A 26,007-nucleotide genomic window follows, 5' to 3' on the forward strand; every position below is an offset into this window, starting at 1 on the left:
ACCGTTGGAGCACCTTCCACATCCTCTCAGGGAGCGTCGAAGATGGCACAGGCCGAAGCGGAGGCCCGCAGGGCCGCGAATCGACTGCGGCGGGCGCTGGAGAAGGCGCATCGGGAAATCGATGCGCTGGAAGGGGCGCTCGCCAGAGCCGAGGGCGATGACTTCCCGGGGCACGCCTACGAGGAAGCCCGGGGGCGGCTCGACCAGGTGGTGGAATTCGTGGACGAGGAGTCCCGCCGGCTGCAACACAAGATCCTCGTGGCGGGAGGCCTGGAGCCGCCGGGGCGGGTTCGACGCGCCTCCGCGCGGGATGGATGAACGGCACCCGGCTCCGTGACGATCTGATCGGCGTCATGGGAGCAGGGGTCGGCACGCCCCTGTCCGACGCGGACTTCGACGATCTCGCGCGCCGGATCTCGGAGCACCAGTGGGAACGCAACCCGGTGTTCGCGCGCTTCTGCGCGGCGCGCGGAGTTCAGCGGAGCTCATGGTCTTCGTGGCGCGATCTTTCGCCGGTGCCCGCGCGCGCCTTCCGGGAGCCAGACCTCGTCTGCCGGGGGCCCGCACAGGCAGTATTTCGGACCAGCGGCACCACGGGCAGCGCAGCGGAGCGCGGGGAACACCGCGTCCCCGACCTGTCGCTCTACCACGCTTCGCTGCTCCCCAACTTCGAGGCGCACCTGCTTCCCGATGGCGCGCGCCTGCCCATGATCTCGCTCATCCAGTCTCCGCTGGAGGTTCCGGATTCTTCGCTCAGCCACATGATCGGCGTCGTGGAAGCCGAACTGGCGGCCGAGACCCGGTATTTCGTGGACAGGGACGGGAGACTGGACGAGCAGGGGCTGCGGTCGGCGCTTCGCGACGCGGAGGACGCTGGAGATCCGGTACTGGTGGTTGGAACCGCCTTCGCGTTCGTCCACCTGCTGGACTCCCTGGCGGCGGAGGGCACCCGCTTTCGGCTGCCGGACGGCTCGCGGGTGATGGAGACGGGAGGGTTCAAGGGACGCAGCCGCACCGTTCCGAGGGAGGAGCTCTACGCGGCCATCCACGGACGATTCGGCATCCCGCCGCACCGGATCGTGAACGAGTACGGCATGACGGAGTTGCTCTCCCAGTTCTACGAGCCCGTGCTCGGGGGGGGAGCGCGTCTGCACCGTCCCCCGCCGTGGGTGCGCACGCGCGTGCTCGATCCGGCGAAGCTTGAGCCGCTTCCTCCCGGCCGCGAAGGGCTGTTGTGCCACTTCGACCTCGCCAACCTGGGCTCCGTGTGCTGCGTGCTTACCGAGGACCTGGGCGTAGAGCCCCCGGAGGCGGAGGGACACGGCTTCCGCGTGCTGGGACGAAACCCCGGCGCGGAGCCGCGCGGCTGCTCCCTGGCGATGGACGAGCTGATGACCGCCCGCCGCGGCCCGACACGATGAGGACGCTCCCGGCCTGGTGGTTGCCTCCCGGGGTGCCGGGGCGGGTATCCCCGGCGGCAGCGGAACTCCCGCCGCACACGCGCGGAGCGGAGCCCCCGGGCGCGGCGTCTCCCGCCTTCTCCACCGCCCCCGTCAGCGACGACCTGCGGCTCCGCTTCCCCACCCCCGACCCCGCGTTCGCAAGCCGCCTGTGCGACCACCTGGTCGAAGCGGGCGCCCGCCTGCACGAGCGCCGCACCGACTCGCTGGTGGCGTCGCTGGGCCGCGCCGGGGCGCGCTTTCTGGATCCCGCCGACCCGATCCGCCAAGCGGCGCTCGACCTGCTGCCCGCCGCCGCCGGGCTTTCCACCGCCATGGCCCGGGAGGTCCTGGACGGGATGGCGCGCGACTGGACCGCCGACCGCCTGGCGCAACTGGTGCGCGCGCAGTTCCCCGACCCGGCGGTGCTGGACGGCTTCCGGCCGGGGCCCGGCGGGTCGCGGGTGCGGGCGTTCGGCCACGGCTTGATCGTTCAGGTGGGCGCGGGCAACGTGGCCGGCGTGTCGGTCGGAGGGATGGCGCGGGCACTCCTGGCGCGCTCGCCGGTGCTTCTCAAGCCCGGCCTCCACGACGCCGTGCTGCCGGTGCTCTACGCCCGCGCCCTGGCCGACTGCGACCCGGGGCTGGCGGCCAGCCTGGCCGTGCTCTATTGGCCGGGAGGCGCCGACACGATGGAAGCCGAGGTGCTCCCCCGTGCCGGCCTGGTGGTGGTGTACGGCGGCGCCGACACTGTGGCAGCCGTGCGCGCCCGCCTCCCCGCCACCACTCCCCTGGTGGCGTACTCCCACCGGGTCGGGGTCGCCCTGGTCGGCCGGGAGGCGCTCGCCACGGGGCGGGCGGACCGAACCGCCATGGACGCCGCGCGCGCCGTAGCCGCATTCGACCAGCGGGGTTGCGTTTCCCCCCATCTCTTCTGGGTGGAGGAGGGGGGCGCGCTCACCCCCGCCGAGTGGGCCGCCCGCCTGGCCGCCGCCATGGCCGCGCTCGAGCAGGATCTCCCCGCCGGCCCCACTCCTCCGGAGGTCGCGTCAAGGGTGCAGCAGTTGCGCGGCACCTGGGAGCTGAAGCAGGCGGCCGGCGCGGGTACGCGCGTCTTCCGCCCGGCGGGCGCGGAGTGGACAGTGGCCTACGACCCCGACCCGGCCTTCTCGCCGTCCTGCCTGGGCCGTTTCGCCTGGGTGAAGCCCGTCCCCGAACTGGAGCGGGTCGCGGGGCTGCTCGCGGGACTGCGCCCGTTTCTGCAGACCGCCGGGCTGTGCGGGGCCGGAGCGCGCGCCGCCTCGCTGGTCGAACAGCTCGGCGCCGCGGGCGTTACCCGGGTGGCCTCGCTACGGCGGATGGCATGGCCGCCCGCCTGGTGGCACCACGACGGCGGCGATCCCCTGCGGGCACTCGTCCGCTGGGTCGACTGGGAAGTGGAGCAGGAGCCCCGCGCCTCGGGCTAGCCTTCCGGCTGGTCCTCCGAGCGCCAGACAACCATCTGACGCGATCCGTTGGAAGCCTCCACCCTCGCCCTCAGCATGTCGCCCTCCACGATGCCGAGGTCGTCGCGCATTTTCTGGGGGATGGTGATCCTGCCCCCGACTCCCACGACGACGTCGTCGTAGTACAGCGAGCGATAGATGGCCATGGCTTTCCCTGTAGTTGGAATCGAATTAAAACCGGAAATGGTTTCCCTGGTGTGGCCTGACGGAGCAGGGCCCGAAGGGCGGCCGTCCCGGGCCGGAACGTTGGCGCAAGCCCATCCTCCAACTTAGAAAGAACGCAAGACCTTTGCACAGGGCTTCAGCCGGCATTCCCCGGATTCTGTATCCCGCCGGCCCCCCTGCCTGAAGCCGGGCGATGAGTGCGGCAACCCTGAAGGGGGGCCTTATCGCGGGTCGTCGTCCGGCCTGCGGATGGCAAGCTCGCGCTCGACGCTCACGGAGGCGCCGGTGGTCCGGTCGGTGATGGCAATGATGAGGCGGTGCGCCCCCTCCCCGGCTTCATCGGCCGAGACGGAGAAGTACTCGGGCACGACTCCGTCGACGGGCTCGACGTTGCGCACGAAGCGGACGGCCAGGTCGCCTTCCGCGCCGCCTATCAGGTTGCCCAGCGAGCGCAGGAGGCGCGCGCCCACGCTGCGCCGCTCAGCATCCTGCAGCGTCACCTCCACGGTGTACTCCGACGAGCCCATGAAGTCGGTGGTCAGCCCGTAGATTTCCATGTAGACATGGATGTCGTCGTCCGCGTCGAAGACCAGGTCGCGCGAGGCGCCGATGGCGAAGTCGCGCCATCCTCCGGGCTGCTCGACACGCGGAATCACGCCCCCGGCCAGGACCAGGTCGGACGTGGACAGCCCCACGCGCCGTACCGGAATGGCGGTGATCGTCCCCCGGTTGCGCGCGGCCACGCGGGATTCCGCCGCCAGCCCCTCGAGCGAGTATTCGAAGGTTCCGCGCGGCAACTCGAACGTGAACAGAACGTTGCCGGTGTCTTCGGCCTTTACCGCGTGCGCCACGCTGGCCGAGTCCTCGTAGCTCCGGTTGAACAGGAACATGCCGACGCGGACGGAGTCGCCCTCGAACAGATTGAAGGAGTCCGGATCGGCGCGCAGGAAGGCCAGCACCTCCACCTGCCCGGGAGCGGCACCCCGGAAGCGGGCGATCTGCGCGGGGATCTCCGTCCAGCGGTTGACGGCACGGCTCTCGAAGGTGGTGGTGGCCTCGGTCTCGCTGACCTGGCGCAGGTACTGTCCCGTGTTCGCGTCGAAGTCGAAGCCGACCCGGCTGTACCCCAGCTCCCGGTGGAACACGAAGCTGGGCACCTCCAGCCGGTAGTTCCAGAAGATCCACCGCCCGGTGGCGCTGGCACCGGCTCGCTGAGCCGCGCCTCCGAGCCCGGTGCCGCCGCCGTCCTGCCGCAGCATCCAGATGTTCGCGGGGAGGCCGTAGCGTATGAGAACCTGGCCCCGGTCGCTGCTCCAGCCCGGCAGACGCCGCTCGGGATCTCCGAAGGCCAACTCCGCGTGGGTGACGCGCGCGATGTGCTCCATCGCCCGCTCGTTTTCCGGAATCAGGAAGAGCGGATCGGACTTGGCCCACAGGATGCGCTCGTATTCCCGTGCGTTGCCCGGCTCGAGCCGCTGATACTCGGCCGCGTCCTCTTCGTTCAGGAGGTAGGAAACGTTGTCGTAGGGGGCTCGCTCGGCCGGAGGCATGAGGGCGAGGCCGGTGTCGAAGGCATTGCGGGCGGCGGTCCAGTCCAGCGACTCGTAGAACGCCAGCCCGAGGAAGATGTGCGCGTAGGGGTCGTCGGGGTTCACCTCGGCGAGGCGCCGTGCCTCGGTCGCCATGTCCTCGAAACGGCCCTGGCGATGGAGCAGCGCGAGCAGTCCGCGGGCGGCCTGCGGGTGGTCCGGCACGTACGACAGAGCAGCTCGATAGTGGGCTTCGATGCGCGGCGGGTAGTCCACGTCCCGGTCGCTGGCCCGCCCCGCGCGGGCCAGCTGACCGTTGAAGGTGCCTGGTTCCGTGTAGTTGAGGCAGAAGGCCTGGACCCCGGCGGGACAGCGTGTCGATCCCGCGTACTCGTCCGTCCCCAGCGACCCGTCCCGCCGCCATCCGGCGGGCAGGAAGACCATATGCTCGAAGTCCTCCATCTCCTCGGTGAGGATGCGCGCCAGTACAAAGTGCGACTGGGCCAGGACCTCCGGTTCCACGGCGCGGCTGCCTTCGGACGCGACCGTGCGCTCCAGAATCCTGCGCGAGTCCACGCGCATGAACTGGCGCCGCTTGAGCAGCGCCATCTCCAGCAGCACGCCTGCGTCCTCGTGCAGTCCCTCGTACGCCTCCTCAAGCAGCGCTTCCGCCTCCATCCGCTGCCTGAAGTCGGTCTCTCCCAGGGGCGCGGTGCGCGCCAGCAACGTGCCCAGGGCGAAGGCGATGTGGGGATCCCGGTCGTCTTCCTCGCGAGCGGTGCGCAGCAGCCCGAGCGCGGCGGTCGTGTCGCCTGCTTCGAGCAGGCTCGTGGCCCGGGCCACGGCGCGCGGTACCGGAGCGGCCTGCACGGACGGCTCCTGAGGCGCAGGTGCCGCGGGCGGGACGGGACTCGCGGAAGCAGAGGCGGGTACGGGCACTGCCAGAACCCACGCCAGCCACGCCAGGATACCGCGGGGCCCCCGAAGCGACCGGCTCAAGGCTGTCAGGGAAGAATGGACCGGAGCAGCGCTTCCAGTTGATGGCGCCTGAAGCTCTGGGCCTTCTCCACCGCGAGCTCGTACGATTCCTCGACAAAAATGGCCGCGGTCTGCGCGGCGTCCCCGGATTCGCCATCGGCCGGCGAATAGACGAGCTTCGCCCGGCACGGCTCCCCGCTCGCGGAGCGCTTGGTTTCGAACTCGAGATAGACGTCCCAGATTCGATTCTGGTACGTGATGGTGGCGAGGTGCTGGCCCGGCATGGGCCTCAGGTCGGAGGGTACCGCAGGGTCGATCATGGTGGCTTACATTATCATCCGTGGACCCGGAAATCCAGCGCCCCGACCCCGGCGAGTCAGTCACTGCGGGCGCTCTCCCGCGCGTGTCTCGTCGCGTGCTCCGTCGCGTGTTCCGCCATGGTGAAGCGGTCATCCTGCAGCAGCCTCCTCGGGCGGGGCTCGTGCATCCGTTCCGTGACTGTTCTTTCGCGAACGGCGGTCTCCGGGTTCCAACCGATCCACTCGACCCGGTTCCGTTGACGCTCGCCACCGGTGCCCCTAACTTGCGGCCCGAACCACATGGGCCGCGTGTCTCCGTCGCCGCCGGATGCGAACGGCGCGAGCCATTCCCTCGAACCTCCACACGCCAAGGAACCGCGCGCTTCATGAAGGGACAGCGGACTGCCGCTCTGGCCGGAGTCGTCGCGACGCTCGGCGCCCTCGCCTTCGTTCAGGAGGGCGACACCCCCCAGGAGAGCCCCGATGCCGCCGCCGAGACGGCGGCTGTGGAACCGGATCCGCGGGCGCAGCCCATCGCCTTCCCGCACGACATTCACGCCGGCGAGTTCGGCATCGACTGTCAGTATTGCCACTTCTCCGCCGAGCGTTCGGTCGACGCGGGCATCCCCCCGGTTGCCACCTGCCAGGGCTGCCACCTGGTGGTCCAGGGCCGCAACAATCCGGAGGAAGTGGCCAAGGTGCGCGACTATGCCCAGCGCCAGGAAGCGATTCCGTGGGTGCGCATCTACAAGGTCTCCGACCACGTGCGCTTCCCGCACATGCGGCACGTCGCGCCCGACGAGTCCGGCGAACCCCTGGTCCAGTGCCAGGAGTGCCACGGCCCGGTGCAGGAGATGGCGGTCATCGAGGCGGTGAACCAGCCGCTCTCCATGGGATGGTGCGTGCAGTGCCATGTGGAGCGGGACGTCTCCCGCGACTGCGCGGTATGTCACTACTGAGCGAGCGCGAGTCATGAGCAGCCACGGCCGGAAGCGAGAACGCGAAGCCCATGACCACAAGCGGGAAACAAGTGAGAAGCGAGAACACATGAGCGGCGGCATCCAGCGCCGGGACTTCCTGCGGGTGGTGGGCGCATCGGGGGCCGGGGCCACCATGTTCGGCTGCTCCACCGAGAACGTGGAGAAGCTCATCCCGTACGTGGTCCCACCCGAGGAGATCACGCCGGGGGTCGCGACCTGGTACGCATCCGTGTGTGGAGAATGCCCCGCCGGGTGCGGCATCTGGGTGCGCACGCGCGAGGGGCGCGCGGTGAAGATCGAGGGCAACCCCGAGCATCCCGTGTCGGGAGGCGCGTTGTGCGCGCGCGGGCATTCGGCCCTGCAGGGCCTTTACAACCCCGATCGTCTCACGGGCCCGATGGTGCGCGACGGGGACGGCTTCGCGCCCGTCAGTTGGGAGGACGCCGAGGCGCAGCTCGTCGAGCGGCTGGGCGCGGCGGGCGGGAACGCGCTGCTCGTCACCGGGAGCGACGGAGGAGCGCTCGGCCACCTCTTCGATCGCTTCGCGGAGGTGACCGGCGGTACGCGCGTGGAGTACGAGGCGCTGTCGGAAGCCCCGCTGCGCGCGGCTGCGCGCATCGCCTTCGGACGCGATGTGGTTCCCGCCTACGACTTCGAAGCGGCCCGCTTCCTGCTTTCCTTCGGCGCCGATTTTCTCGAGACCTGGCTGTCGCCGACGGCTTACGGGCGGGGCTTCGCCCGCACCAGCGCCATCGACCCGATGGGCTCCAAGGGACGCTTCGTCTTCGTGGCGCCCCGGCTCTCGCTCACGGGCCAGAACGCCGATGAGTGGTTCCCCATCCGTGCGGGATCGGAGGCTTCCGTCGCGCTCGCCATGGCCGCGGTGATCGCGGGCGACGGGGCCGACGCGGGCCCGTACGCGGATCTGCTGGCCGGTTTCGACCTGGACGCGGCGGCGAATGCCGCGGGGCTCTCGACCGAGGAGATCGCCGATCTCGCTCGGCGCTTCGTGGCCGAAGGGCCCGGGCTGGCGCTGGGTCCCGGCGTGAGCGGACAGCACCGGGGCGCCACCGGCGCCAACCTGGCGGTGCTGGTGCTCAACCACGTCGCGGGCAACATCGGCCGCTCCGTGCACCTGGCCAGTCCGGACCAGGCGGCCGCGTCCCCGTCGTACGCGTCGCTCGAGTCGGCCATGAGCTCGATGCGGGCGGGGCAGGTCGCGGTCGCGCTGGTTCACAGCGCCAACCCGGCCTATTCGCTGCCGCCCGCCGCAGGCTTCGCGGAGGCGTTCGGGGCCGTGCCGTTCAAGGTGTCCTTCGCGTCGGCACTCGACGAGACGGCACACCTCGCCGATCTGGTGCTGCCCGACACCCATCCGCTCGAGTCGTGGGGAGACTCGCACCCCCGCCCGGGCGTGCACGCGCTGCGGCAACCGGTCATGAGGCCGGTTCCGCTGTTCGATGCCCGCGCCACCGGAGACGTGCTGCTCTCGGCGGCGACCGCCCTCGGCCAGGACCTGGGCGCCGGCGACTTCCAGGAGTATGTGCGCGCCCGCTGGCAGGAGATGGGGCTCGCGGGAGACGACGACTTCGACGGCTTCTGGCGCGAGGCCCTGCGCAGGGGCGTGGTCTTGTCGGAGACCGACGGGGAAGAGGCCGCCGCTGAGCTGCTCGCACCGGATCCCGCGGTCGGGTTCGACGTGCCCTCCCTGGACGGCGACGACGACGGACTGGCGCTGGTCGTGTACCCGTCGTCCCGCTTCGGGGACGGACGCCAGGCCAACCGCTCGTGGATGCAGGAGCTCCCCGACCCGGTGAGCAAGATCACCTGGCATTCGTGGCTGGAGCTGCACCCCGCCACGGCCGAGCGACACGAGCTCCGCGAAGGCGATGTCGTGCGCGTGAGTTCGCCGCACGGCCAGGTGGAACTGCCAGTATGGCCCTACGCGGGGGTGCGCGAGGACGTCGCCGCGATCGCCATGGGCGGCGGACACACTGGCTACGGGCGCTTCGCCGATGGCAACGGCGTGAACCCGATGGCACTGCTCCCGGCCGAGTCCGAGGAGCCCTCCGGGGGGATGGTCCATCTCGCCACCCGGGTTGCGGTCGAAGCGACCGGGGAGTGGCGCAAGCTCGCGAGCATCCACGGTTCGGGACATACCCAGGAAGACCGCAACATCGCGCCCGCGGTCGCGCTCGCCGACGTCGGCCAAGCCGAGGAGGAGCACGACGAGCACGCGCTCTACGAGCTGCAGGAAGTCGGGGGATTCGTCCCCGTTCCCGCGGATGGGGAGCCCGGCGATTTCCCGCTCCCGGGAGCCCGTCACGGCGAATACGACCCGGAGACCACCCCGCGCTGGGCGATGGCCATCGACCTGGACAAGTGCACCGGATGCAGCGCCTGCGTCACTGCCTGCCAGGCCGAGAACAACGTCCCCGTGGTCGGTGAGCAGGAGCTTCTCATGGGCCGCGACATCCAGTGGATGCGCATCGAGAACTACTTCGAGACGGTTGACGCGTCGCACGCGGGCCCGGTGGACGTGCGCTTCACGCCCATGCTCTGCCAGCACTGCGGCAACGCTCCCTGTGAGCCGGTGTGCCCGGTGTTCGCGGCCTACCACACGCCCGACGGACTGAACGCGCAGGTCTACAACCGCTGCGTCGGTACCCGCTACTGCGCCAACAACTGCCCCTACAAGGTCCGCGTCTTCAACTGGTACGAGTATTCGGACGTGCCCGAGCCCCTGAACTGGCAGTACAACCCGGACGTCACCGTGCGGGGCGAGGGGGTCATGGAGAAATGCACCTTCTGCGTCCAGCGGATCCGCGACGTGGAGAACCGGGCGGTGCTGGAGGGACGCGCCGTCCCCGACGGGGAAGTCGTGACGGCGTGCCAGCAGAGCTGTCCGGCCGAGGCCATCGTTTTCGGCAACATCCGGGATCCCAACTCGCGCGTGGCCCAGGTCACCGCGAGCGAGCGCTCGTACCGGGTGCTCGACGACCTGATCAACACGCAGCCGGCGGTCACCTACCAGCGGAAGGTGACATTCCACGAACCGGCGGCGGCGGGACACTAGAAGCAGGGCGCCCTCCGGCCCGCTGGCCGGCGAACACGCGTCCAGGAGAAGGATGGCGACAGCGACGGAAGCACCCCGCGGCGCGGTAGCCCACCCGGATGTCGGGTCCTACCAGCAGGTCAACGAAGACGTCCTCAAGATTCTGGGGCGTCCCGGGCGCGGCTGGTGGATCCTGTTCGGGCTGGCTTCGCTGGGGCTGGCCGTGTTCGCGGGCTCGTGGGCGAACCAGATCATCAACGGGATCGGCCTCTCGGGGCTGAACTCGCCGATCGGGTGGGGCGCCTACATCACCACGTTCGTCTTCTGGGTCGGCATCGCCCACTCGGGCACCCTCATCTCCGCCATCCTCTTCCTCTTCCGCGCGCCCTGGCGGCAGTCCGTCTACCGGCTCGCCGAGGCGATGACGGTGTTCGCGGTCATGACCGCCGGCCTGTTCCCGCTGATTCACGTAGGCCGCGTATGGCACGCGTACTGGCTCATCCCCTATCCCAACTCGCGCTTCCTCTGGCCCAACTTCAAGTCGCCCCTGGTGTGGGACGTCTTCGCGGTCACGACCTACTTCACCGTGTCCGCCGTCTTCTTCTACCTGGGGACCATCCCGGATCTGGCCGCGGCGCGCGACCAGGCCCGCGGGCTGCGCAAGAAGTTCTACAGCGTCGTGTCGCTGGGATGGCGCGGAACCGACAGCGAGTGGCACCACTTCGGCAAGGCCTACATCTTCCTCGCCGCGCTGGCCACCCCGCTGGTGCTGTCGGTGCACTCGGTGGTGTCGTGGGACTTCGCCATGGGCATCGTGCCCGGCTGGCACGCCACCATCTTCGCGCCCTACTTCGTCGCGGGCGCCATCTTCTCGGGCGTCGCCATGGTGATTACCCTGGCCGTGCCGATGAGGAAGTTTTTCGGGCTGGAGGCCTACCTCACCAACAAGCACTTCGACGCGCTGGCCAAGCTGTGCCTGCTGACCTCGCTGATCGTGCTGTACGCCTACCTGACCGAGTTCTTCATGGCCTGGTACTCCGGCGAGCCTCCCGAGCGCGGCGTGTTCTGGAACCGTTTGTTCGGCCCCTACTGGTGGGCGACGTGGACCATGCTGGTCTGTAACGGCATGGTGCCCATTCTGCTGTGGTTCAAAAGGGTGCGGCGCTCCATCGCGGCCTTGTTCGTGATCTCGATCTTCGTCAACATCGGCATGTGGTTCGAGCGCTTCGTGATCATCGTGACTTCGCTGTCGCACGAGTACGAGCCGTTCGCCTGGGGAATGTACCGCCCCTCGATCACCGAAATGGGCATCGTGCTGGGCAGCTTCGGGTGGTTCTGCTTCTGGTTCCTGCTCTTCACCCGGCTGTTGCCGCCGGTGGCCATCGCGGAACTGAAGGAAGTGCTCCCGGCCCCGCTCCGTTCCCGCGCCCGCAAGGAGGCCGCCCGATGAGCGCGCAAGCCGGTCTTCTGGCTTCGTTCGACTACCTCGACGGGGCGGTGGACGCCGTCAAGGCGCTGCGCAAGTCGGGATTCAGCAAGATCATCGCCTATTCCCCGCTTCCCGAGCATCATCTGGAGGAAGCGCTGGGGTACGACCAGAGTCCGGTGCGCGTGTTCGCGCTGGTGGGAGGGCTGACCGGCGCCGCGACCGGGTTCGCGTTCACCACCTGGACGTCGATGGACTGGCCGCTGGTAACGGGCGGCAAGCCCATCGTGTCGATCCCGGCGTACTTCATCATCGCATTCGAGCTGGCGGTGCTGTTCGGTGCGCTCGCCACGGTCATCGGCGTCTTCATCAACGCGAAGCTCCCCCGGCTGCGCCCGCCCGTGGTCTACGATCCCGGGTTCAGCGGCGGACGCTTCGGAATCCACGTGAGCGCGCCCGCCGACCGCATCGAGGAAGCCCGCCGGATCCTCACTGGCAGCGGCCCGGCCGAACTCACCGAAGAACCCGCCCCGTCCCATGGCTGACCGACCTCGCTCGCGCACCCCCGTCCGCTTCGTCGCGGCCGCCCTGCTGGCCGGGCTCGTGAGCGCGTGCTCGCCCTTCGACGACCTCATGGTGCAGATCTTCGGGCGCAGCATGCGCGACCAGCGCTCGTTCGACCCCTACGAGAACACGCTGCTGCCGCCGGAGGGCTCGGTTCCCTTCTCGGCCGGCAACTTCTCCGCCGGTCCGGGCCAGGTATCACTGGGGCAGCCGGATCCGGCGGCCGAGATGCCGCCGTTCTTCACGGCGACGGAAGTCCTTACGCAGGCTCCGGTGGTGATGGAGATGGCGAACCCGGTGGAGGCCACGGCTGAATCGCTCGCGCGCGGCGAGAGGCTCTACAACCGCTTCTGCGCTCCGTGCCACAGCGTGGACGGGGTGGGCGCGAACGCCGCCATCGCCCCGCTGCATCCCATGGTTCCCCTGTTCAACCTGTCGAGCGCGGCCACCGCGATCCGTCCCGATGGGTACATGTACGGCGTCATTCGCGTCGGGCGGGGACTGATGCCCGCCTACGGACACCAGATTCCGCACTACGACCGCTGGCACATCGTCAATCACATTCGCCAGCTGCAGGCGCAGGCGGGCAACCCGCCCCCGGGGGAGTAGCGGCATGGCCCACATCCACGTCCCGGCCGACATCCCGGTTCGCCATCTGGAGCGCTCCCGGGGCTTCTCGATGTTCTGCGGGGCCCTCTTCCTGGTCGGCGTGATCTCGCTCTTCGTGCTCCGCGCCGCCGATCCCGCGCGCGCCGAGCAGGCCTACTCGGCCAATTGGCTCTTCTTCTTCGCCGTCGCCGAGGGCGCGATGCTCCTGTGCGCGGTGACCACCATCGTGAAGGCCAAGTGGAACTGGTCGGTGCGCCGCGTGAGCCTCGCCTTCGCCGCCTACCTGCCGATCGCGTTCATCCTTTTCCTGCCCATGCTGGGTCTCCGGGAATCGTACTTCCCGTGGATCGAAGCGATGGAGTCGGATCCCATCGTGCAGGCGAAGGCCGCGTACCTGAACATCCCGTTCCTGGTCGCGCGCAACGTGGCCGGGCTGCTGCTGCTGATCGGGCTGAGCCTCTACCTGGCGTATCAGGCCGTGCGTCCGGACATGGGGCTGGTCGAGCGCGGCGGTGATGCGGGCCGGGAACGCTGGCGTGCGAGCCTTACGTCGGACTGGATGGGGCAGGAAGCCGAGGAAACCGCGAGCGCCCGCCGCATGGGCCGGGTGGCCCCCGCCTTCATCCTGGTCTACGCCGCCGTGATGAGCATGGTGGTCTACGACTTTGCCATGTCGCTCGAGCCCCACTGGTTCTCCACCATCTTCGGAGCCTGGTACTTCATGGGCGGCTTCTGGGGGGGGATCGCCTCCACCGCCCTCATCGTCGTGCTGCTGAAGCGCCGCCACGCGGATCTGAATCGGCTGATGGGCCTCCAGCAGATGCACGACCTGGGCAAGCTGACCTTCGCCTTCTGCGTGTTCTGGACCTACATCTTCTTCGCCCAGTACATCGTCATCTGGTACGGAAAGCTGCCGTGGGAACAGGCGTGGGTCATACACCGGACCAACGAGACCTGGGGACCGTTCGCGCTCGCGCTGGTGCTGATGTGCTTCGTGATCCCCTTCGCGGGACTCATCGGGCGCCGGCCCAAGATGAACCCGGTGATCCTCGCCAGCTTCGTCTGCGTCATCCTGGCGGGGCTCTGGCTGGAGCACCACCTGCTGATCGCGCCTTCCCTGCGGCTCGAAGGGCCGACCATCGGGCTCTGGGAGGGACTGGTGACGCTGGTCTTCCTGGGGCCGGTGCTTTGGAGCGTGCGCTGGTTCCTGAGCACGTTTCCGGTTGTACAGGTATGGCAGCCGCCGGAGCAGCTGGAGATGGTGGATCTGGAGGTAACCCGGGAGGAAGCGGGCGTCCGTTAGCCGGTCCGCCTCCGGAGGCGTTTCGAGGCGATGAAGTGCATTTCGTTTGGTTCCGGTGGCCGTTGGGGCACCCTTCTGCTCAAGGCCGCAGGAAAGCTCCAGCTCTGCCGCAGGAGCGAAGATTGCGGTTGCGTTGGCGGTGGTGGCCGCAGCGTCGTGCGCAACCGGGGAGCGTGACGTCGGCACATCGGTCGTCTACGACTCCGCCGGCGTGACCATCATCGAGAATCCGGAGCCCGACCGACCGCTGGATGTCCAAGTCACGCCGATAGCCGATCTCATACCTCCCGACAGCGCGCTCACGGTGGTGCCCTGGGGTGTCACGACCGATGAGGCGACCGGGCGGATCTACGTCGCGGATCGACCGAATGACCGGGTCGTCGTGTTCGACGCCTCAGGAATGTATGCGGGCACCCTGGGACGGTCGGGGGAGGGGCCCGGGGAGTTTCGCAATCCCTGGGCAGTGTCCATGGATCCCTCGGGACCGCTCGTTGTGTGGGACAACGGTCGTCGCCTCCTCAGTCGCTGGTCGAGCGGAGGGGAGCTCCTGGAGGAGCTGCGTCCGGATCTGGACTTCCGGGGTCCGGAGTTCGCGGTGGGAACCGACTGGCTCGCGACCGTGACGGCCACGGGGGCGGGAATGGCGACCAGGCGCCAATTGGTCCTCCACACGGAAGGCAACACCACGACGTTGCACGAAACAACGGCGGACATGGCCATGATGGAGATGCGCGGCGGGTCCTTTCCGGCCGAAGAGCTGTTCGCTCCCATGCACGTCTGGTCGAACCGGGGAGACTCCATCTTCTTCCTCAACGGGCCGTACTATCGTCTCGACATGAGCGTCGGCGGCTCGCTGGAGCTGAGTATCAGGCGGCCCCTGAATCCCATTGAGGTGACACGGGAGATGGCCGTCACGAACATCGAGGAAGGTCCTGGGGCGTATGGCGACCTGATGCGCCGGAATGGCCTGGAGGCGGAGGACATCGTAGCCGCAATCGGATACGAGGAACGGATCTCGCCCGTCCTGAGCGTGACCGCTGCCCCAGGAGGACGACTTTGGGTCACCCGCACGCTTGACGGGTTCACTCCCCACGCCGTCGACGCCTTCGACGCTTCCGGAAGCTACGAGGGCACGTTCGACGCGCCCGGGATGCCGGTTGCGTTCGTGTCCGATTCCACCTTCGTGGCGATTCGGGTGGAGGAGTTCGGAGAGACGATCCTGTCACTCCAGCGGGCACGCAGGAGCGAAGGGAGCTTCTGAAGGGCGGTTGAAGCGGCAGTAGGCGCCGGCCTGGTGCCCTACGGGTCCCCAGCCAGGATGTGTAGCACCTGCGGGTGGAGCGCGGGATTGCTGGAGACCCCCGAACCACCGTGGATCGTGGGCTCGCCCGAAACGTCCGTGAAACACCCGCCCGCTTCGGTGAGGATCGTCAGCAGGGGTGCGGCGTCCCAGGCGGCGAGCACCGGATCGACCATGACCTGAGCGCGGCCGGTGGCCACCAGGACGTGGCCGTAGCAGTCGCCCCAGCTGCGCGTGATGCGGGCGGCGGCGGCGAGGGCTCTCCAGCCGGCTTCGCCGGCATGGCCGTGAAAGACGCTCTCGTCTGTGGTGAGCACCAGGCTCCGGTCCAGCCGATTCTCGCTTGAAACCGAGCACGGCTCGCCGTTCCAGCGGCACCCAAGGCCCTTGGCGGCCGTGACCGTCTCCCCGAGCGCAGGCAGGTGGACAACCCCTGCCACGGGCTCGCCCTCCACCTCGACGCCGATCAGCACGCCCCACAGCGGCACTCCATGGACGAACGACTTGGTCCCGTCGATCGGGTCCAGGATCCAGCGCACGGCAGCTCCGGGAAGCACTTCGCCATGCTCTTCGCCGACGATGCCGTGATCCGGGTAGCGTCGCCGGATCTCCGCGCGCAGCAGGCTCTCGGCTTCCCGGTCCGCGATGGTCACCGGGGTGTCGTCCGCCTTGGTTTCAACCTCGATCCGGGCGCCGAAATACCCCAGGGCGACCTTCCCGGCGGCGCGCGCGAGCTCTTCGGCCGTGCGCGCCAGGTCAGCGAGTTCGATCGGGGTTGGATGGGCAGCGTTCATGGCGGAGAGCGGGGCGCGGCGGGGAGTCGGCGCTCCGCGGCGGGCGGGGAAGCCCGTGCACGCCGAGCACTTGCGCCCAAAGGTACCGAAAGCCCCGGTCCGCGGGGAGCGGTCGGGTGGCCGCGCGACGGCGGCGGAGATCCCGGTCCGCGACCGCCAGGGCGTCCTGCCAGTGATACAGGGCGGCGAGACCGAAGCTCACCGTGACGCCATGTGGCGAGAGCAACGGATGCCGCGCGACCGCCCGGGCCAGGCGGTCAGCGGCCGAGCGAACCCGGCCGGCGCTCATGTGCCCGAAGATTACGACGAACTCGTCGCCGCCCAGCCGCGCCGCAAATGGCGAACCACACATGGACTCGCGCGATTCCGATTGCCTCGAGCCGTTCGCCGAGGCCTTCGAAAGCACGGTGGCCACGGCGGTGAGCACCCGGTCGCCCTCCAGGTAGCCATGCCGGTCGTTGAAGCGCTTGAAGTCGTCCACGTCGAAGAGAACCAGAGAGAGGGGACGCAGGGCACCGGGGACCAGGACGCGATCCAGATGGAGTTCCAGATGGCGGCGATTGGGAAGCCCGGTCAGCCGGTCGGTTAGAGCCAGACGTCGATTCGCGGCTGCACTCCGTTGGATCCGGCGCAGCCTCAACTCCAACTCGCGCACGTAGCCTGCGTCGAGAAGGCAGCGCATGCCACCGCTCGTTCCCCGGGGCCGGCGGCGAACCCGGGCTGGCCTCTTCGTCAAGCGTCCGTCTTCATGCGTCGGACTCCGGGCGATGTCCCGGGGGCGTGATCCCGCACCGGGTGTGGGCGGACGGGCGACCCAGTGAGGCTAGCGCCGCACCTCCCGGGCAGGAATGGAAGATCGGGACCGATGCGGTCCCGGCTCGCGGGAAGGGCGCGTCAGCCGGTCTGCTCCGACGGTTCCGCGGTGGGCGCCTCGGCCGCTCCAGTGGACTCGGCCTCGGCGGCGGATTCGGCCCCGTCGCGCCCGGCCGCCAACCCTTCCGCGCGCTCGGCGTAGCGCCTGATCTCATACCCGACGGCCCGCAGGATCCCCGCTTCCTGGGTGTCCGGCTCGGCGCGCGCGATGATCGTGCGCAGCGTGCGCATCACCCCCTCGGGTGCGCGCCGCGTGAAGAAGGCGATGCGGTCGAGGCCGCGCTCGAGGACCGCGTAGGTCTCCTCCAGTTCGGCGCTGTTGGCGGGATCGGTCGCGCGCCGCCCCCGGGGCAGCTCCGCCGCGTCGTGCGCCGCCAGGAAGATCTCGTAGGCCAGGATCAGCACGGCCTGGGCCAGGTTGAGGCTCTTGTACTCGGGGAGGGTGGGGACGATGGCAACCCGGTTGCACAGGTCGAGCGCCTGGTTGGAGAGCCCGCGGTCCTCGCGCCCGAAGAGCACCGCCACGGTGCCCCGGGAGGCCCGCTCGACCACCTGGGCCGCCAGGTCGCGCGGCCGCCCGTAGTTGCGGTGGGCGGTGCGGGCGCGCGCCGTGGTGCCGAGCACGAAGGTGGTGTCGGCCAGCGCGTCGGCCAGGGTGTCGTGGATCTCGGCGCGCTCGACCAGGTGGTCGCTGCGGTGGGCGATCCCGGTGATGCGCCAGGCGTCGAACTCGGCGGGACGAACCAGGCGCAGCCGGTCGAGCCCCATGTTCATCATCGCCCGCACCGTGCCCGCGATGTTGACCAGGTTCTGCGGCTCGTGCAGCACGACCACCACGTTGGAGAGCGGAGAGGCCTCCGCCGGCACATCTCCCTGCATGGGGCGGGTCAGCGTTACGTGGATGAATCCGCGGGAGTCCGCGGGCTGTCAGGACTCGGGAGCTACTTCTTCCTCGGGCGCCTCGGGAAGCTGAGGCAGCTCATCCGCCTGGCCCTCCTTCAGGCCGCGCTTGAAGTTCTTGATGCCCGTGCCCACGCCGCGGGCGAACTCGGGAATCTTGCGGCCTCCGAAGAAGAGGACCAGCAGGCCCAGCAACAGAAGAATCTCGTTGAATCCCAGGATCAGGGGCAGCGCCACAAAGACCAGGTCTGGACCGAACATGTTCTCGCCTCGATGTCGTGGTTCGACTGGTGGAAGGTAGCAGCCCCTTGAAGAATCCGCCCGCTGTCAGACCCCCGCCTCTCGCAGCAGCAGCTTCGCGATGGTCTGAAGCTGCATGTTGGTCGTCCCTTCGTAAATGGTTCCGATCTTGGCGTCGCGATAGAACTTCGCCACCGGGTAGTCGCTGGTGAAGCCGTACCCACCGTGCAGATCCACGCACTCCGACGCCACCCTCTGGGCCGCCTGCGATGCGAACAGCTTGGCCATCGCCGCCTGGCGGATGTAGGGGAAACCGCCGTCGCGCAGGCGGGCCGCATTGTACACCAGCAGGCGCGCCGCTTCCACGTCGGTGGCCATCTGCGCGAGTTGAAACTGAACCCCCTGAAACTCGGAGACGGAGCGGCCGAACTGCTCCCGCTGCCGGGTGTAGCGGAGCGTGTGGTCGAGGGCGCCCTGCGCCAGACCCACCATCTGGGCTCCGATGCCGATGCGCCCCTCGTTGAGGGTGGCGATCGCGATCCTGTACCCGAGGCCGACCTCGCCCAGCAGATTCCCGCCGGGAACCCGGCAACCGTCCAGCACCACCTCGGTCGTCGACGACGCCCGAATGCCCAGCTTCTGCTCCCTCCTGCCGACGGACAGACCCGGGGTGTTCCTGTCCACCAGAAACGCGGTGATGCCGCGGTAGCCCGAATCCGGATCGACGTTGGCGAAGACGATGTAGAGCCCGGCTTCGGCGCCGTTGGTGATCCAGAGCTTCTGGCCGTTCAGAATCCAGTCGCCGCCCGCGCGCATGGCGGTGCATCGAAGGGCGAAGGCATCGGACCCGCTCCCCGCCTCCGAGAGCGCATAGGCGCCGACCGTGTCGGAGGCCAGGCGCGGCAGATGGCGGGCCTGCTGCTCCACGGTTCCGTAGCGGAGGAGCGCGTTGATGACGAGGGTGTTCTGCACGTCCACCAGCACGGCCACTGCTGGGTCCACGGCGGAGAGCTCCTCCACGACGAGCACCGCCGCGAAGAACGAGCTGCCCGCTCCCCCGAAGCGTTCGGGAATCTCCACGCCCATGAGGCCAAGCTCGAACAGCTTGCGGATCAGCGTCGGATCCATGGCCTCCTTCGCATCCATGGCGGATACCCTGGGTGCGATCTCGCTCCGCGCGAAGTCCCGCACAGCCTGCTGAAAGAAACGCTCCTCCTCGCCTAGGGATGTCAGCGGGCTGCGCATTCCGTCCGGGAAGCCTGCCTGCATGAGAGACTCCGTCTCCTGCGCTGGAAGCCGAAGAATGGACCGACCCATGGACCGCGTCCCGATCCCCGGGCGGCGCCGCGAACATCGCGCGCGCGGCGCGCCGTACAACCCCCCGGAGGCGCCCGGCGTTCCCGCGCGGAACCCTGAGCCCGAGGCTCGATCCGGCTTCTCCGCCGGGACGCGGGTATCGGGGTTGACGCGCAAGGAACGCACTTTCTATAGTCCCGAACCGAAATCCGCCCTCGATCCCTCCCGTGCCCGGAGCAGCCATGTCCGACATCCCCGAGCATCTCTACTACACCGAGGAGCACGAGTATGTGGGGGAAACCGACGCGGAGAGCGTGTACGTCGTCGGTATCACCGACTACGCGCAGGGGGAGCTGGGCGACATCGTGTACGTGGAACTGCCCAGGGTCGGCACGCACTTCGACCGCATGGAGGTGTTCGGCGTCATCGAGGCGGTGAAGGCGGTCAGCGACCTCTACTGCCCGATCGCGGGCGAGGTCGTTGAGATCAACGAGGCCATCGACCTCGATCCGGCCCTGGTCAACGGCGATCCCTACGGGGACGGCTGGATGATCAAGCTGCGCGCGGAGGACGACGACGCGCTCGAGGGCCTGATGAGCCCCGAGGACTACGAGTCCCACATCGACGGGTGAGGAGCAACGCATCCGCGCCTGGCGGATCCCCCGAGTAATGCCCGACATCGCGCACGAGAACAGATTTCCCCGACGACATCTCGGTCCCGGGCCCCGGGATGTGCGCGCAATGCTCGAGGAGCTGGGCTACGATTCCCTCGACGGGCTCGTCGCGGACACCGTGCCCGAATCGATCCGCCTGGGGTGCGAACTGGATCTTCCCGAGGGGATCTCCGAACACGAGCTGATCGGTCGGCTGCGGGAGATCGCCTCGCGCAACCAGGTCTTCCGCTCCTACCTGGGGATGGGCTACGCGGGCACCATCACCCCGCCCGTGATTCTCCGCAACATCCTGGAGAACCCCGGCTGGTACACGCAGTACACCCCGTACCAGGCGGAAATCGCGCAGGGCCGGCTGCAGGCGCTGCTGAACTTCCAGACCATGGTGGGGGATCTCACGGGCTGCGCGGTCGCCAACGCGTCGCTGCTGGACGAGGCCACCGCGGCCGCCGAGGCCATGACGCTCTGCCTGGCGTCCACGCGCGACCGCGGCCGCAACCGCTTCCTGGTCGCCTCCGACTGCCACCCGCAGACCATCGAGGTGGTGCGCGCCCGGGCGGAGCCGCTCGGCATCGAGGTGGTGGTCGAGCACCCGCGCGACTGGGCGCTCGACGACAACGTGTTCGGCACGCTGGTCCAATACCCGGGCACCGACGGGAGCGTGCGCAACTACCGGGCGCTCTCGGACGCCGTACACGCGGCCGGGGGACTGGTGGTCATGGCCACCGACCTGCTCGCGCTCACCCTGCTCACCTCTCCCTGGGAGATGGGCGCCGACATCGCGGTGGGCAACAGCCAGCGCTTCGGCGTCCCCCTCGGCTACGGCGGACCGCATGCCGCCTTCATCGCCGCGCGCGACAACATGCGCCGCCAGATGCCGGGCCGGATCATCGGCGTCTCCATCGACGCCCACGGCAACCCCGCCCTGCGCATGGCGCTGCAGACCCGGGAGCAGCACATCCGCCGCGAGCGCGCCACCTCCAACATCTGCACCGCCCAGGTGCTGCTGGCCGTCATGGCGGGCATGTACGCGGTCTACCACGGCCCGGAGGGACTGCGGCGCATCGCCACCCGGGTGCGCAACCTCACGGGCGTGCTGGCGGAGGGCGTGCGCAGGCTGGGCCATCGGGTGGTCAACGAGGTCTTCTTCGACACCCTGACCATCGAACCCGCGGGCATGAGCGCGCGCGGGATCGTGGAGCGGGCGCGGGAGCGCGGGATCAACCTGCGCGAGAGCGCCGGTCACGTCGGCGTGGCACTGGACGAAACCGTGGGGCCGCAGGATCTGGACGATCTCTTCGCGGCCTTCGCGGGCGAGGACGGGCCCGGGTTCGACGCCGCCGCTCTCGCCCGGGAGACGGAGGCGCCTCCACTGCCTCCGAAGCTCGCGAGGCAGACCACGATGCTCGATCATCCCGTCTTCAACAGCTACCACTCCGAGACGGAGATGCTGCGCTACATCCGCCGCCTCGAGAGCCGCGACCTGTCGCTGACCACCAGCATGATTCCGCTCGGCTCGTGCACCATGAAGCTGAACGCCACGGCGCAGATGACGGCGGTGTCGTGGCCGGAGTTTGGCGCTATACATCCCTTCGCGCCGCCGGAGCAGGCTGAGGGGTACCGGCACATCATCACGGACATGGAGCGGTGGCTGGCCGAGATCACGGGATTCGCCGCCACTTCGCTGCAGCCCAACTCGGGAGCCCAGGGCGAGTACGCCGGCCTGCTGGTGATCCGCGCATACCACCACGACCGCGGCGACACCGGGCGGGACGTGTGCCTCATCCCCTCCTCCGCGCACGGCACCAACCCGGCCAGCGCGGTCATGGCGGGCATGAAGGTGGTGGTGGTCAAGTGCGACGCGGACGGCAACATCGACACGGGTGACCTGCGCGTCAGGGCCGACCAGCACGCCGACCGGCTGAGCGCGCTCATGGTCACCTATCCGTCCACCCACGGAGTCTTCGAGGAGCGCATCCGCGAAGCCTGCGGCATCGTGCACGAGCGCGGGGGACAGGTCTACCTGGACGGCGCCAACCTGAATGCCCAGGTGGGGCTGGCGCGACCCGGCGACTACGGCGCCGACGTGTGCCACATCAACCTGCACAAGACCTTCGCCATCCCGCACGGCGGAGGCGGTCCCGGCATGGGCCCCATCTGCGCGGCCGAACACCTGGCGCCCTTCCTCCCCGGCCATCCGCTGATAGGGACGGGGGGCGAGAAGGCGATCGGCTCCATCTCCGCGGCCCCGTGGGGCAGCGCGAGCATCCTGCTCATCTCGTGGGCCTACATTGCGCTCCTGGGACGCGAGGGGACGAAGAAGGCGACCGAGGTGGCCATCCTGAACGCCAACTACATGGCGAACCGGCTGGAGCAGCACTTCCCCGTGCTCTACAAGGGCGCGCGCGGCCGGGTGGCGCACGAGTTCATCCTCGACCTGCGACCGCTCAAACGGGCCACCGGGGTCACCGACGAGGACGTGGCCAAGCGCCTCATGGACTACGGCTTCCACGCGCCGACCATGTCCTTCCCGGTGCTGGGCACGATCATGGTCGAGCCCACCGAGAGCGAGTCCCGGGAAGAGCTGGACCGCTTCTGCGACGCGCTGGTCTCGATCCGGGCGGAGATCCAGCAGATCGAGCTGGGGCTTGCCGACCGCAAGGACAACGCGCTCAAGAACGCCCCGCACACGGCGGCGGTGGTGGTGAGCAGCGATTGGAACCACGCCTACAGCCGGGAACAGGCCGCGTTTCCGGCTCCCTGGACGAGAGAGGCGAAATTCTGGCCCTCCGTGGGCCGGGTCAACAACGCATTCGGGGACCGCAATCTGGTCTGCGTCTGTCCCCCGGTGGAAAGCTACTCGGAGGTTTGACCATGGCCGCGCTGACGTATCACGGACACGCGACGTTCCTGCTTCAACTGAGCGACGGCACACGTATCTCCATCGATCCCTGGTACGAGGAGAGCCCCGCCAACGACCTGTCGCTCGCGGATCTGGGGGATGTCGACTACGTGCTTTGCTCGCACGGGCATTTCGATCACTTCGCGGATGCCATCCCGCTGGCGAACGCCACCGGAGCCACGCTGGTGTCGACCTTCGAGATCGTGGCGTTCGCCCAGACCCAGGGAGTCGAGAACGCGCATCCCATGCACATCGGCGGCGGATTCAACTTCCCCTTCGGGCGCGTGAAGATGACGCCGGCGCTGCACGGCGGACAGGTGCACGGCGACAACACGGGGGCGTACACGACGGTCCCGGGCGGGCTGCTCATCGACGCCGACGGCACCCGCGTCTATCACGCGGGCGACACCGCGCTGCTGACGGACATGAAGCTGCTGCGCGGCCAGGTGGACGTGGCCCTGCTGCCGATCGGCGACAACTTCACCATGGGCCCGGAGGACGCGGCCATCGCGGTCGACTTCATCCGGCCTTCGGTGGTGGTGCCGATCCACTACAACACCTTTCCGCCCATCGTGCAGGATCCGGAGGCGTTCCGGGCGCTGGTGGGGGATGCCGCGCAGGTGGAGGTGATGGCCAGCGGGGACGTGCTGGAGCTGTAGCACGGTCGTGCATCCTGCGGGGGCGCTTTCTCCCGCCGCCCGAGAGGGGACAGGCGCGGCCGGGTGGCGCGAGACGGTCCGCCGCATGGCTCGCCTCCGGTGGACGGTGGTGTTCGACCCGCCCCGTGACGGCGCGGCCAACATGGCCGTGGACCACGCCCTCGCCGAGACCGTCGGGCCGGACGCGGGGTGGCTGCGCCTCTACCGCTGGGTCCGACCCACCCTTTCGCTGGGCCGCAACGAGCCGGCCGCGAACATCTATGACTTCGCGCGCGTGGAGAGGCTGGGCATCGACGTGGTGCGCCGTCCCACAGGCGGCCGGGGCGTGCTCCACGACGCCGAGCTGACCTACGCGGTGGTCGCCCCGGTCGCCGCGGCGGGGCGGTTGCGCGCGGCCTATGCGGTAGTGCACGCCGGACTGGCCGCCGGGCTCCGCTCCCTCGGGGCGGACGCCCGGTTGGCCGCGGGCGCGGCAGCCGGCCCGCCGCGGGCGGGTGCATGCTTCGACGCGACCGCCGGCGGGGAGGTGTTGGCGGGGGGGCGGAAGCTCACCGGCAGCGCCCAGGCCCGCATCGGCCGCGCCCTCCTGCAGCACGGGTCCGTGCTGATCGACGGCACCCAGGACGTGGTAGGCGAACTGTGCCGGCAGCCGGCCGTCGCGGGCACGCCGCCCGCGTCCACCACCTTGCGCGAACAGCTGGGCCGCGCGCCCTCGTGGGAGGAGGTCGCGACGGCGGTTGCGGAAGGGCTCGCAGCCGAACTCGGCACCGGGATGGCGGAGGGAGAGCTGCCGCAACCGGCGATGCGGCGGATGGGCTCGCTTGAGCGGCACTACCGGTCGCGCGAGTGGACGCTGCGGCGGTAGGAGTGGGGCCGGCTCGTAGTGGGGCTGGCCGGCAATCACACTCAGGATCGGTTGACCGCCGCCCCGGAACCATCAGATTTCGCAACCGGATGGTCTCTCCGGGACAGGTCATACCCCCCCTTTTCGCGCCGGCGCCATGAATCCGAGCAACCTGCACGTCAGCCGGGAAGGGGGTCACGTTCGGGTCTCCGGAGACCTGCTCCTTGACTCCTTCCGGCGCGTGCTGGCGGCCATCCATCATGCCACCCAAAGGGGCTTTACCGAGGTGACGCTCGACTTCGCCGCGACAACCTCGGCCTTTCCGGGCCCAATGCTGGCGGTGCTCGCGGCATGCATCCGGCTCCACGACGAGTCCGACGTGGCCGTGTCCCTGGTTCGCCCTGCTGACGCGAGCCTGCGGCGCCTCTTCGCGAACGCGAACTGGGCTCACCTGATGGCACCCCAACGGTTCGCCGAGTCGGCCTGGCACCCCGCCTCGGTTCTGCCCGCCAGCCGCTTCAGGTCGCCGGACGGGCAGCGCGAAATCGTGGACCGCATTCTCGACGCGGTCCTCTCTTCTCCCGCCAAGCTCGCGCGTTCCAATCTCGCGGTCTTCGAGTGGGCGGTAAACGAGATAACCGACAACGTGCTGCAACACGCCGATTCGGAGCAGGGCGGGTTGGTGCAACTGAGCCACTATTCCAACAGGCAACGGTTGGAATTCGCGGTGGCCGACGCCGGCCAGGGAATCCCAACCACCATGAGGACTACGCGACCCGAGCTTTCGGACCCCGTCGCCCTGGAGCTCGCAGTCCGACGCGGGATCACCCGCGACAAAGAGGTCGGGCAAGGCAATGGCCTCTTCGGAACGCACCGGGCATCCACAGTGGGCTCAGGTGACTTCGTGATTCATTCCGGATACGCAAGCGTCCAGCGCGACCTCGAAGCGCGCGAGCAAACCTCCCCCGTCACCGGAACGCTGGTCGTGGTCAGCCTGGACTACTCTGATCCTGAAGCGTTGTGGCGTGCGCTCGACATTCAGGATACCGGAGCCGATCCGGCGGGCGACTACGTCGAGAACCGGTACGAAGCCGTGACCGAAGACGTTCTGCGCTTCGTGGTACGGAAGGAAGCCGGTTCCGTCGGATCCAGATCATCCGGCAAGCTGGCCCGGACCAAGCTCGAGAATCTGATGGCGATGTATCCGAGCCATCCCGTGAACGTCGATTTCGGCGAGATATCAGTTGTCTCAAGCAGCTTCGCGGACGAGTTTCTCGGCAAGCTGTTCGTTCGGCTCGGGGCACTCCGCTTCATGAGCGCCATCCGTTTGCGACGGATGTCGCCGGAGGTGCGGGCCGTGCTGGACCGCGCAATCCTGCAACGGGCCGGGCAGGAGGGCGCCGGGCACTGATCCCGATCTCGGCGAGCCAGTCTTTCCGGCCTCCCGGAGACAGGATCGCGATGGACGCCATCGCCATCGATGGCACCGGCTCAGCTGCCGCCCCGGATGTGTCAGGCGTTTCCAAAGTTACGATCCCGCCTGCTGCTTGAGACGAGCGCCAACCAACCCTTGACACACCCCGGAGGGACGTTCACCTTACCTGCTCCGGTGCTAGGATAAGCTTCGGTAGACTCGGTGGGCTGTCCGCTGTGGGCAGTCATTTCGTTTGCCTGAA

General features: G+C 69.0%; 23 protein-coding genes. 15 read left to right on the plus strand and 8 right to left on the minus strand.

From position 1 onward, the window contains the following. Positions 1–42: 42 nt before the first annotated feature. From OXU32_11355 to OXU32_11365, 3 genes are read left to right on the plus strand one after another with little or no spacing between them, the layout of a single operon-like run. Entirely contained in the window at positions 43–318 is a 276-nt protein-coding gene (locus OXU32_11355; protein ID MDE0074546.1) for a hypothetical protein, read from the plus strand. After that, a complete protein-coding gene (locus tag OXU32_11360) occupies positions 315–1,421 on the plus strand; it encodes a long-chain fatty acid--CoA ligase (protein MDE0074547.1) in 1,107 nt (368 codons plus the stop codon). The genes OXU32_11355 and OXU32_11360 overlap by 4 nt, the downstream gene beginning before the upstream one ends. Next, the gene (locus tag OXU32_11365) at positions 1,418–2,905 is read left to right on the plus strand and encodes a hypothetical protein (protein ID MDE0074548.1); all 1,488 of its coding nucleotides are present in this window, start codon (positions 1,418–1,420) and stop codon (positions 2,903–2,905) included. Before OXU32_11360 ends, OXU32_11365 begins: the two co-directional genes overlap by 4 nt. On the opposite strand, the gene OXU32_11370 is transcribed toward OXU32_11365, so the two are convergent. The 3 genes from OXU32_11370 to OXU32_11380 form a co-directional block, all read right to left on the minus strand. Further along, positions 2,902–3,090 carry an AbrB/MazE/SpoVT family DNA-binding domain-containing protein gene (locus OXU32_11370; GenBank protein MDE0074549.1) on the minus strand — a complete coding sequence of 63 codons (189 nt, stop codon included), beginning with the start codon at positions 3,088–3,090 and terminating at the stop codon, positions 2,902–2,904. The two genes, OXU32_11365 and OXU32_11370, sit on opposite strands and share 4 nt — an antisense overlap. A gap of 240 nt (positions 3,091–3,330) precedes the next feature. Further along, positions 3,331–5,508: a GWxTD domain-containing protein gene (locus OXU32_11375; GenBank protein ID MDE0074550.1), complete on the minus strand. Its 2,178-nt coding sequence runs from the start codon at positions 5,506–5,508 to the stop codon at positions 3,331–3,333. A gap of 134 nt (positions 5,509–5,642) precedes the next feature. Beyond that, positions 5,643–5,936 carry a hypothetical protein gene (locus OXU32_11380; GenBank protein ID MDE0074551.1) on the minus strand — a complete coding sequence of 98 codons (294 nt, stop codon included), beginning with the start codon at positions 5,934–5,936 and terminating at the stop codon, positions 5,643–5,645. Between the two features lie 365 nt (positions 5,937–6,301). Between OXU32_11380 and OXU32_11385 the strand changes: the two genes are divergently transcribed. The 7 genes from OXU32_11385 (at position 6,302) to OXU32_11415 (ending at position 15,113) form a co-directional block, all read left to right on the plus strand. Further along, positions 6,302–6,874, plus strand: a complete 573-nt coding sequence (locus OXU32_11385; GenBank protein MDE0074552.1) for a cytochrome c3 family protein — start codon at positions 6,302–6,304, stop codon at positions 6,872–6,874. Positions 6,875–6,962: 88 nt separating this feature from the next. After that, entirely contained in the window at positions 6,963–9,971 is a 3,009-nt protein-coding gene (locus OXU32_11390) for a 4Fe-4S dicluster domain-containing protein (GenBank protein ID MDE0074553.1), read from the plus strand. Between the two features lie 52 nt (positions 9,972–10,023). Further along, positions 10,024–11,400, plus strand: a complete 1,377-nt coding sequence (nrfD, locus tag OXU32_11395) for a polysulfide reductase NrfD (GenBank protein MDE0074554.1) — start codon at positions 10,024–10,026, stop codon at positions 11,398–11,400. Beyond that, complete coding sequence (locus OXU32_11400; protein MDE0074555.1) at positions 11,397–11,921, plus strand: DUF3341 domain-containing protein; 525 nt, start codon at positions 11,397–11,399, stop codon at positions 11,919–11,921. Before nrfD ends, OXU32_11400 begins: the two co-directional genes overlap by 4 nt. Further along, positions 11,914–12,549 (plus strand): cytochrome c, encoded by a 636-nt coding sequence (locus OXU32_11405; protein ID MDE0074556.1) that lies wholly within the window; start codon positions 11,914–11,916, stop codon positions 12,547–12,549. Before OXU32_11400 ends, OXU32_11405 begins: the two co-directional genes overlap by 8 nt. Positions 12,550–12,553: 4 nt before the next feature. Beyond that, on the plus strand, positions 12,554–13,852 hold the full coding sequence (locus OXU32_11410) for a hypothetical protein (GenBank protein MDE0074557.1): 1,299 nt from the start codon (positions 12,554–12,556) through the stop codon (positions 13,850–13,852). A gap of 139 nt (positions 13,853–13,991) precedes the next feature. Beyond that, positions 13,992–15,113 carry a 6-bladed beta-propeller gene (locus OXU32_11415; GenBank protein ID MDE0074558.1) on the plus strand — a complete coding sequence of 374 codons (1,122 nt, stop codon included), beginning with the start codon at positions 13,992–13,994 and terminating at the stop codon, positions 15,111–15,113. Between the two features lie 38 nt (positions 15,114–15,151). Here OXU32_11415 and hisN read toward each other — a convergent pair whose 3' ends face one another. From hisN to OXU32_11440, 5 genes are all read right to left on the minus strand, one after another. Continuing rightward, the gene (gene hisN, locus OXU32_11420; protein MDE0074559.1) at positions 15,152–15,946 is read right to left on the minus strand and encodes a histidinol-phosphatase; all 795 of its coding nucleotides are present in this window, start codon (positions 15,944–15,946) and stop codon (positions 15,152–15,154) included. After that, positions 15,909–16,628 (minus strand): GGDEF domain-containing protein, encoded by a 720-nt coding sequence (locus OXU32_11425; protein MDE0074560.1) that lies wholly within the window; start codon positions 16,626–16,628, stop codon positions 15,909–15,911. Before OXU32_11425 ends, hisN begins: the two co-directional genes overlap by 38 nt. A gap of 212 nt (positions 16,629–16,840) precedes the next feature. Next, positions 16,841–17,698 (minus strand): TrmJ/YjtD family RNA methyltransferase, encoded by an 858-nt coding sequence (locus OXU32_11430; protein MDE0074561.1) that lies wholly within the window; start codon positions 17,696–17,698, stop codon positions 16,841–16,843. A gap of 48 nt (positions 17,699–17,746) precedes the next feature. Beyond that, complete coding sequence (locus tag OXU32_11435) at positions 17,747–17,980, minus strand: twin-arginine translocase TatA/TatE family subunit (GenBank protein MDE0074562.1); 234 nt, start codon at positions 17,978–17,980, stop codon at positions 17,747–17,749. 66 nt (positions 17,981–18,046) lie between these two features. After that, positions 18,047–19,228, minus strand: a complete 1,182-nt coding sequence (locus OXU32_11440; GenBank protein MDE0074563.1) for an acyl-CoA dehydrogenase — start codon at positions 19,226–19,228, stop codon at positions 18,047–18,049. A 269-nt stretch (positions 19,229–19,497) separates the two neighbouring features. Between OXU32_11440 and gcvH the strand changes: the two genes are divergently transcribed. The 5 genes from gcvH to OXU32_11465 all read left to right on the plus strand — a co-directional run bounded on the left by gcvH (position 19,498) and on the right by OXU32_11465 (position 25,742). Next, the gene (gene gcvH, locus OXU32_11445) at positions 19,498–19,887 is read left to right on the plus strand and encodes a glycine cleavage system protein GcvH (protein MDE0074564.1); all 390 of its coding nucleotides are present in this window, start codon (positions 19,498–19,500) and stop codon (positions 19,885–19,887) included. A gap of 37 nt (positions 19,888–19,924) precedes the next feature. Next, a complete protein-coding gene (gcvP, locus tag OXU32_11450; protein MDE0074565.1) occupies positions 19,925–22,798 on the plus strand; it encodes an aminomethyl-transferring glycine dehydrogenase in 2,874 nt (957 codons plus the stop codon). A 2-nt stretch (positions 22,799–22,800) separates the two neighbouring features. After that, positions 22,801–23,487 carry a metal-dependent hydrolase gene (locus OXU32_11455; GenBank protein MDE0074566.1) on the plus strand — a complete coding sequence of 229 codons (687 nt, stop codon included), beginning with the start codon at positions 22,801–22,803 and terminating at the stop codon, positions 23,485–23,487. Between the two features lie 85 nt (positions 23,488–23,572). Then, positions 23,573–24,352, plus strand: coding sequence for a lipoate--protein ligase family protein (locus tag OXU32_11460; GenBank protein MDE0074567.1), 780 nt, complete (start codon positions 23,573–23,575; stop codon positions 24,350–24,352). Positions 24,353–24,488: 136 nt separating this feature from the next. After that, positions 24,489–25,742, plus strand: coding sequence for a DUF4325 domain-containing protein (locus OXU32_11465; GenBank protein ID MDE0074568.1), 1,254 nt, complete (start codon positions 24,489–24,491; stop codon positions 25,740–25,742). The last annotated feature ends 265 nt before the right edge of the window (positions 25,743–26,007 follow it).

This window comes from Gammaproteobacteria bacterium (genome assembly GCA_028819075.1).
In the GTDB taxonomy this organism is placed as follows: Bacteria; Gemmatimonadota; Gemmatimonadetes; order Longimicrobiales; family Gaopeijiaceae; genus BD2-11.

Bases quoted from the DNA above. Each gene is read 5' to 3' on its own strand.
- OXU32_11435 (MDE0074562.1), bottom strand. From the start codon at position 17,980: ATGTTCGGTCCAGACCTGGTCTTTGTGGCGCTGCCCCTGATCCTGGGA.
- OXU32_11390 (MDE0074553.1), top strand. From the start codon at position 6,963: ATGAGCGGCGGCATCCAGCGCCGGGACTTCCTGCGGGTGGTGGGCGCA.
- OXU32_11400 (MDE0074555.1), top strand. From the start codon at position 11,397: ATGAGCGCGCAAGCCGGTCTTCTGGCTTCGTTCGACTACCTCGACGGG.
- nrfD (MDE0074554.1), top strand. From the start codon at position 10,024: ATGGCGACAGCGACGGAAGCACCCCGCGGCGCGGTAGCCCACCCGGAT.
- OXU32_11385 (MDE0074552.1), top strand. From the start codon at position 6,302: ATGAAGGGACAGCGGACTGCCGCTCTGGCCGGAGTCGTCGCGACGCTC.
- hisN (MDE0074559.1), bottom strand. From the start codon at position 15,946: ATGAACGCTGCCCATCCAACCCCGATCGAACTCGCTGACCTGGCGCGC.
- OXU32_11430 (MDE0074561.1), bottom strand. From the start codon at position 17,698: ATGCAGGGAGATGTGCCGGCGGAGGCCTCTCCGCTCTCCAACGTGGTG.
- OXU32_11405 (MDE0074556.1), top strand. From the start codon at position 11,914: ATGGCTGACCGACCTCGCTCGCGCACCCCCGTCCGCTTCGTCGCGGCC.
- OXU32_11380 (MDE0074551.1), bottom strand. From the start codon at position 5,936: ATGATCGACCCTGCGGTACCCTCCGACCTGAGGCCCATGCCGGGCCAG.
- gcvH (MDE0074564.1), top strand. From the start codon at position 19,498: ATGTCCGACATCCCCGAGCATCTCTACTACACCGAGGAGCACGAGTAT.
- OXU32_11465 (MDE0074568.1), top strand. From the start codon at position 24,489: ATGAATCCGAGCAACCTGCACGTCAGCCGGGAAGGGGGTCACGTTCGG.
- OXU32_11370 (MDE0074549.1), bottom strand. From the start codon at position 3,090: ATGGCCATCTATCGCTCGCTGTACTACGACGACGTCGTCGTGGGAGTC.
- OXU32_11355 (MDE0074546.1), top strand. From the start codon at position 43: ATGGCACAGGCCGAAGCGGAGGCCCGCAGGGCCGCGAATCGACTGCGG.
- OXU32_11410 (MDE0074557.1), top strand. From the start codon at position 12,554: ATGGCCCACATCCACGTCCCGGCCGACATCCCGGTTCGCCATCTGGAG.
- OXU32_11425 (MDE0074560.1), bottom strand. From the start codon at position 16,628: ATGCGCTGCCTTCTCGACGCAGGCTACGTGCGCGAGTTGGAGTTGAGG.
- gcvP (MDE0074565.1), top strand. From the start codon at position 19,925: ATGCCCGACATCGCGCACGAGAACAGATTTCCCCGACGACATCTCGGT.
- OXU32_11460 (MDE0074567.1), top strand. From the start codon at position 23,573: ATGGCTCGCCTCCGGTGGACGGTGGTGTTCGACCCGCCCCGTGACGGC.
- OXU32_11365 (MDE0074548.1), top strand. From the start codon at position 1,418: ATGAGGACGCTCCCGGCCTGGTGGTTGCCTCCCGGGGTGCCGGGGCGG.
- OXU32_11455 (MDE0074566.1), top strand. From the start codon at position 22,801: ATGGCCGCGCTGACGTATCACGGACACGCGACGTTCCTGCTTCAACTG.
- OXU32_11440 (MDE0074563.1), bottom strand. From the start codon at position 19,228: ATGCAGGCAGGCTTCCCGGACGGAATGCGCAGCCCGCTGACATCCCTA.
- OXU32_11360 (MDE0074547.1), top strand. From the start codon at position 315: ATGAACGGCACCCGGCTCCGTGACGATCTGATCGGCGTCATGGGAGCA.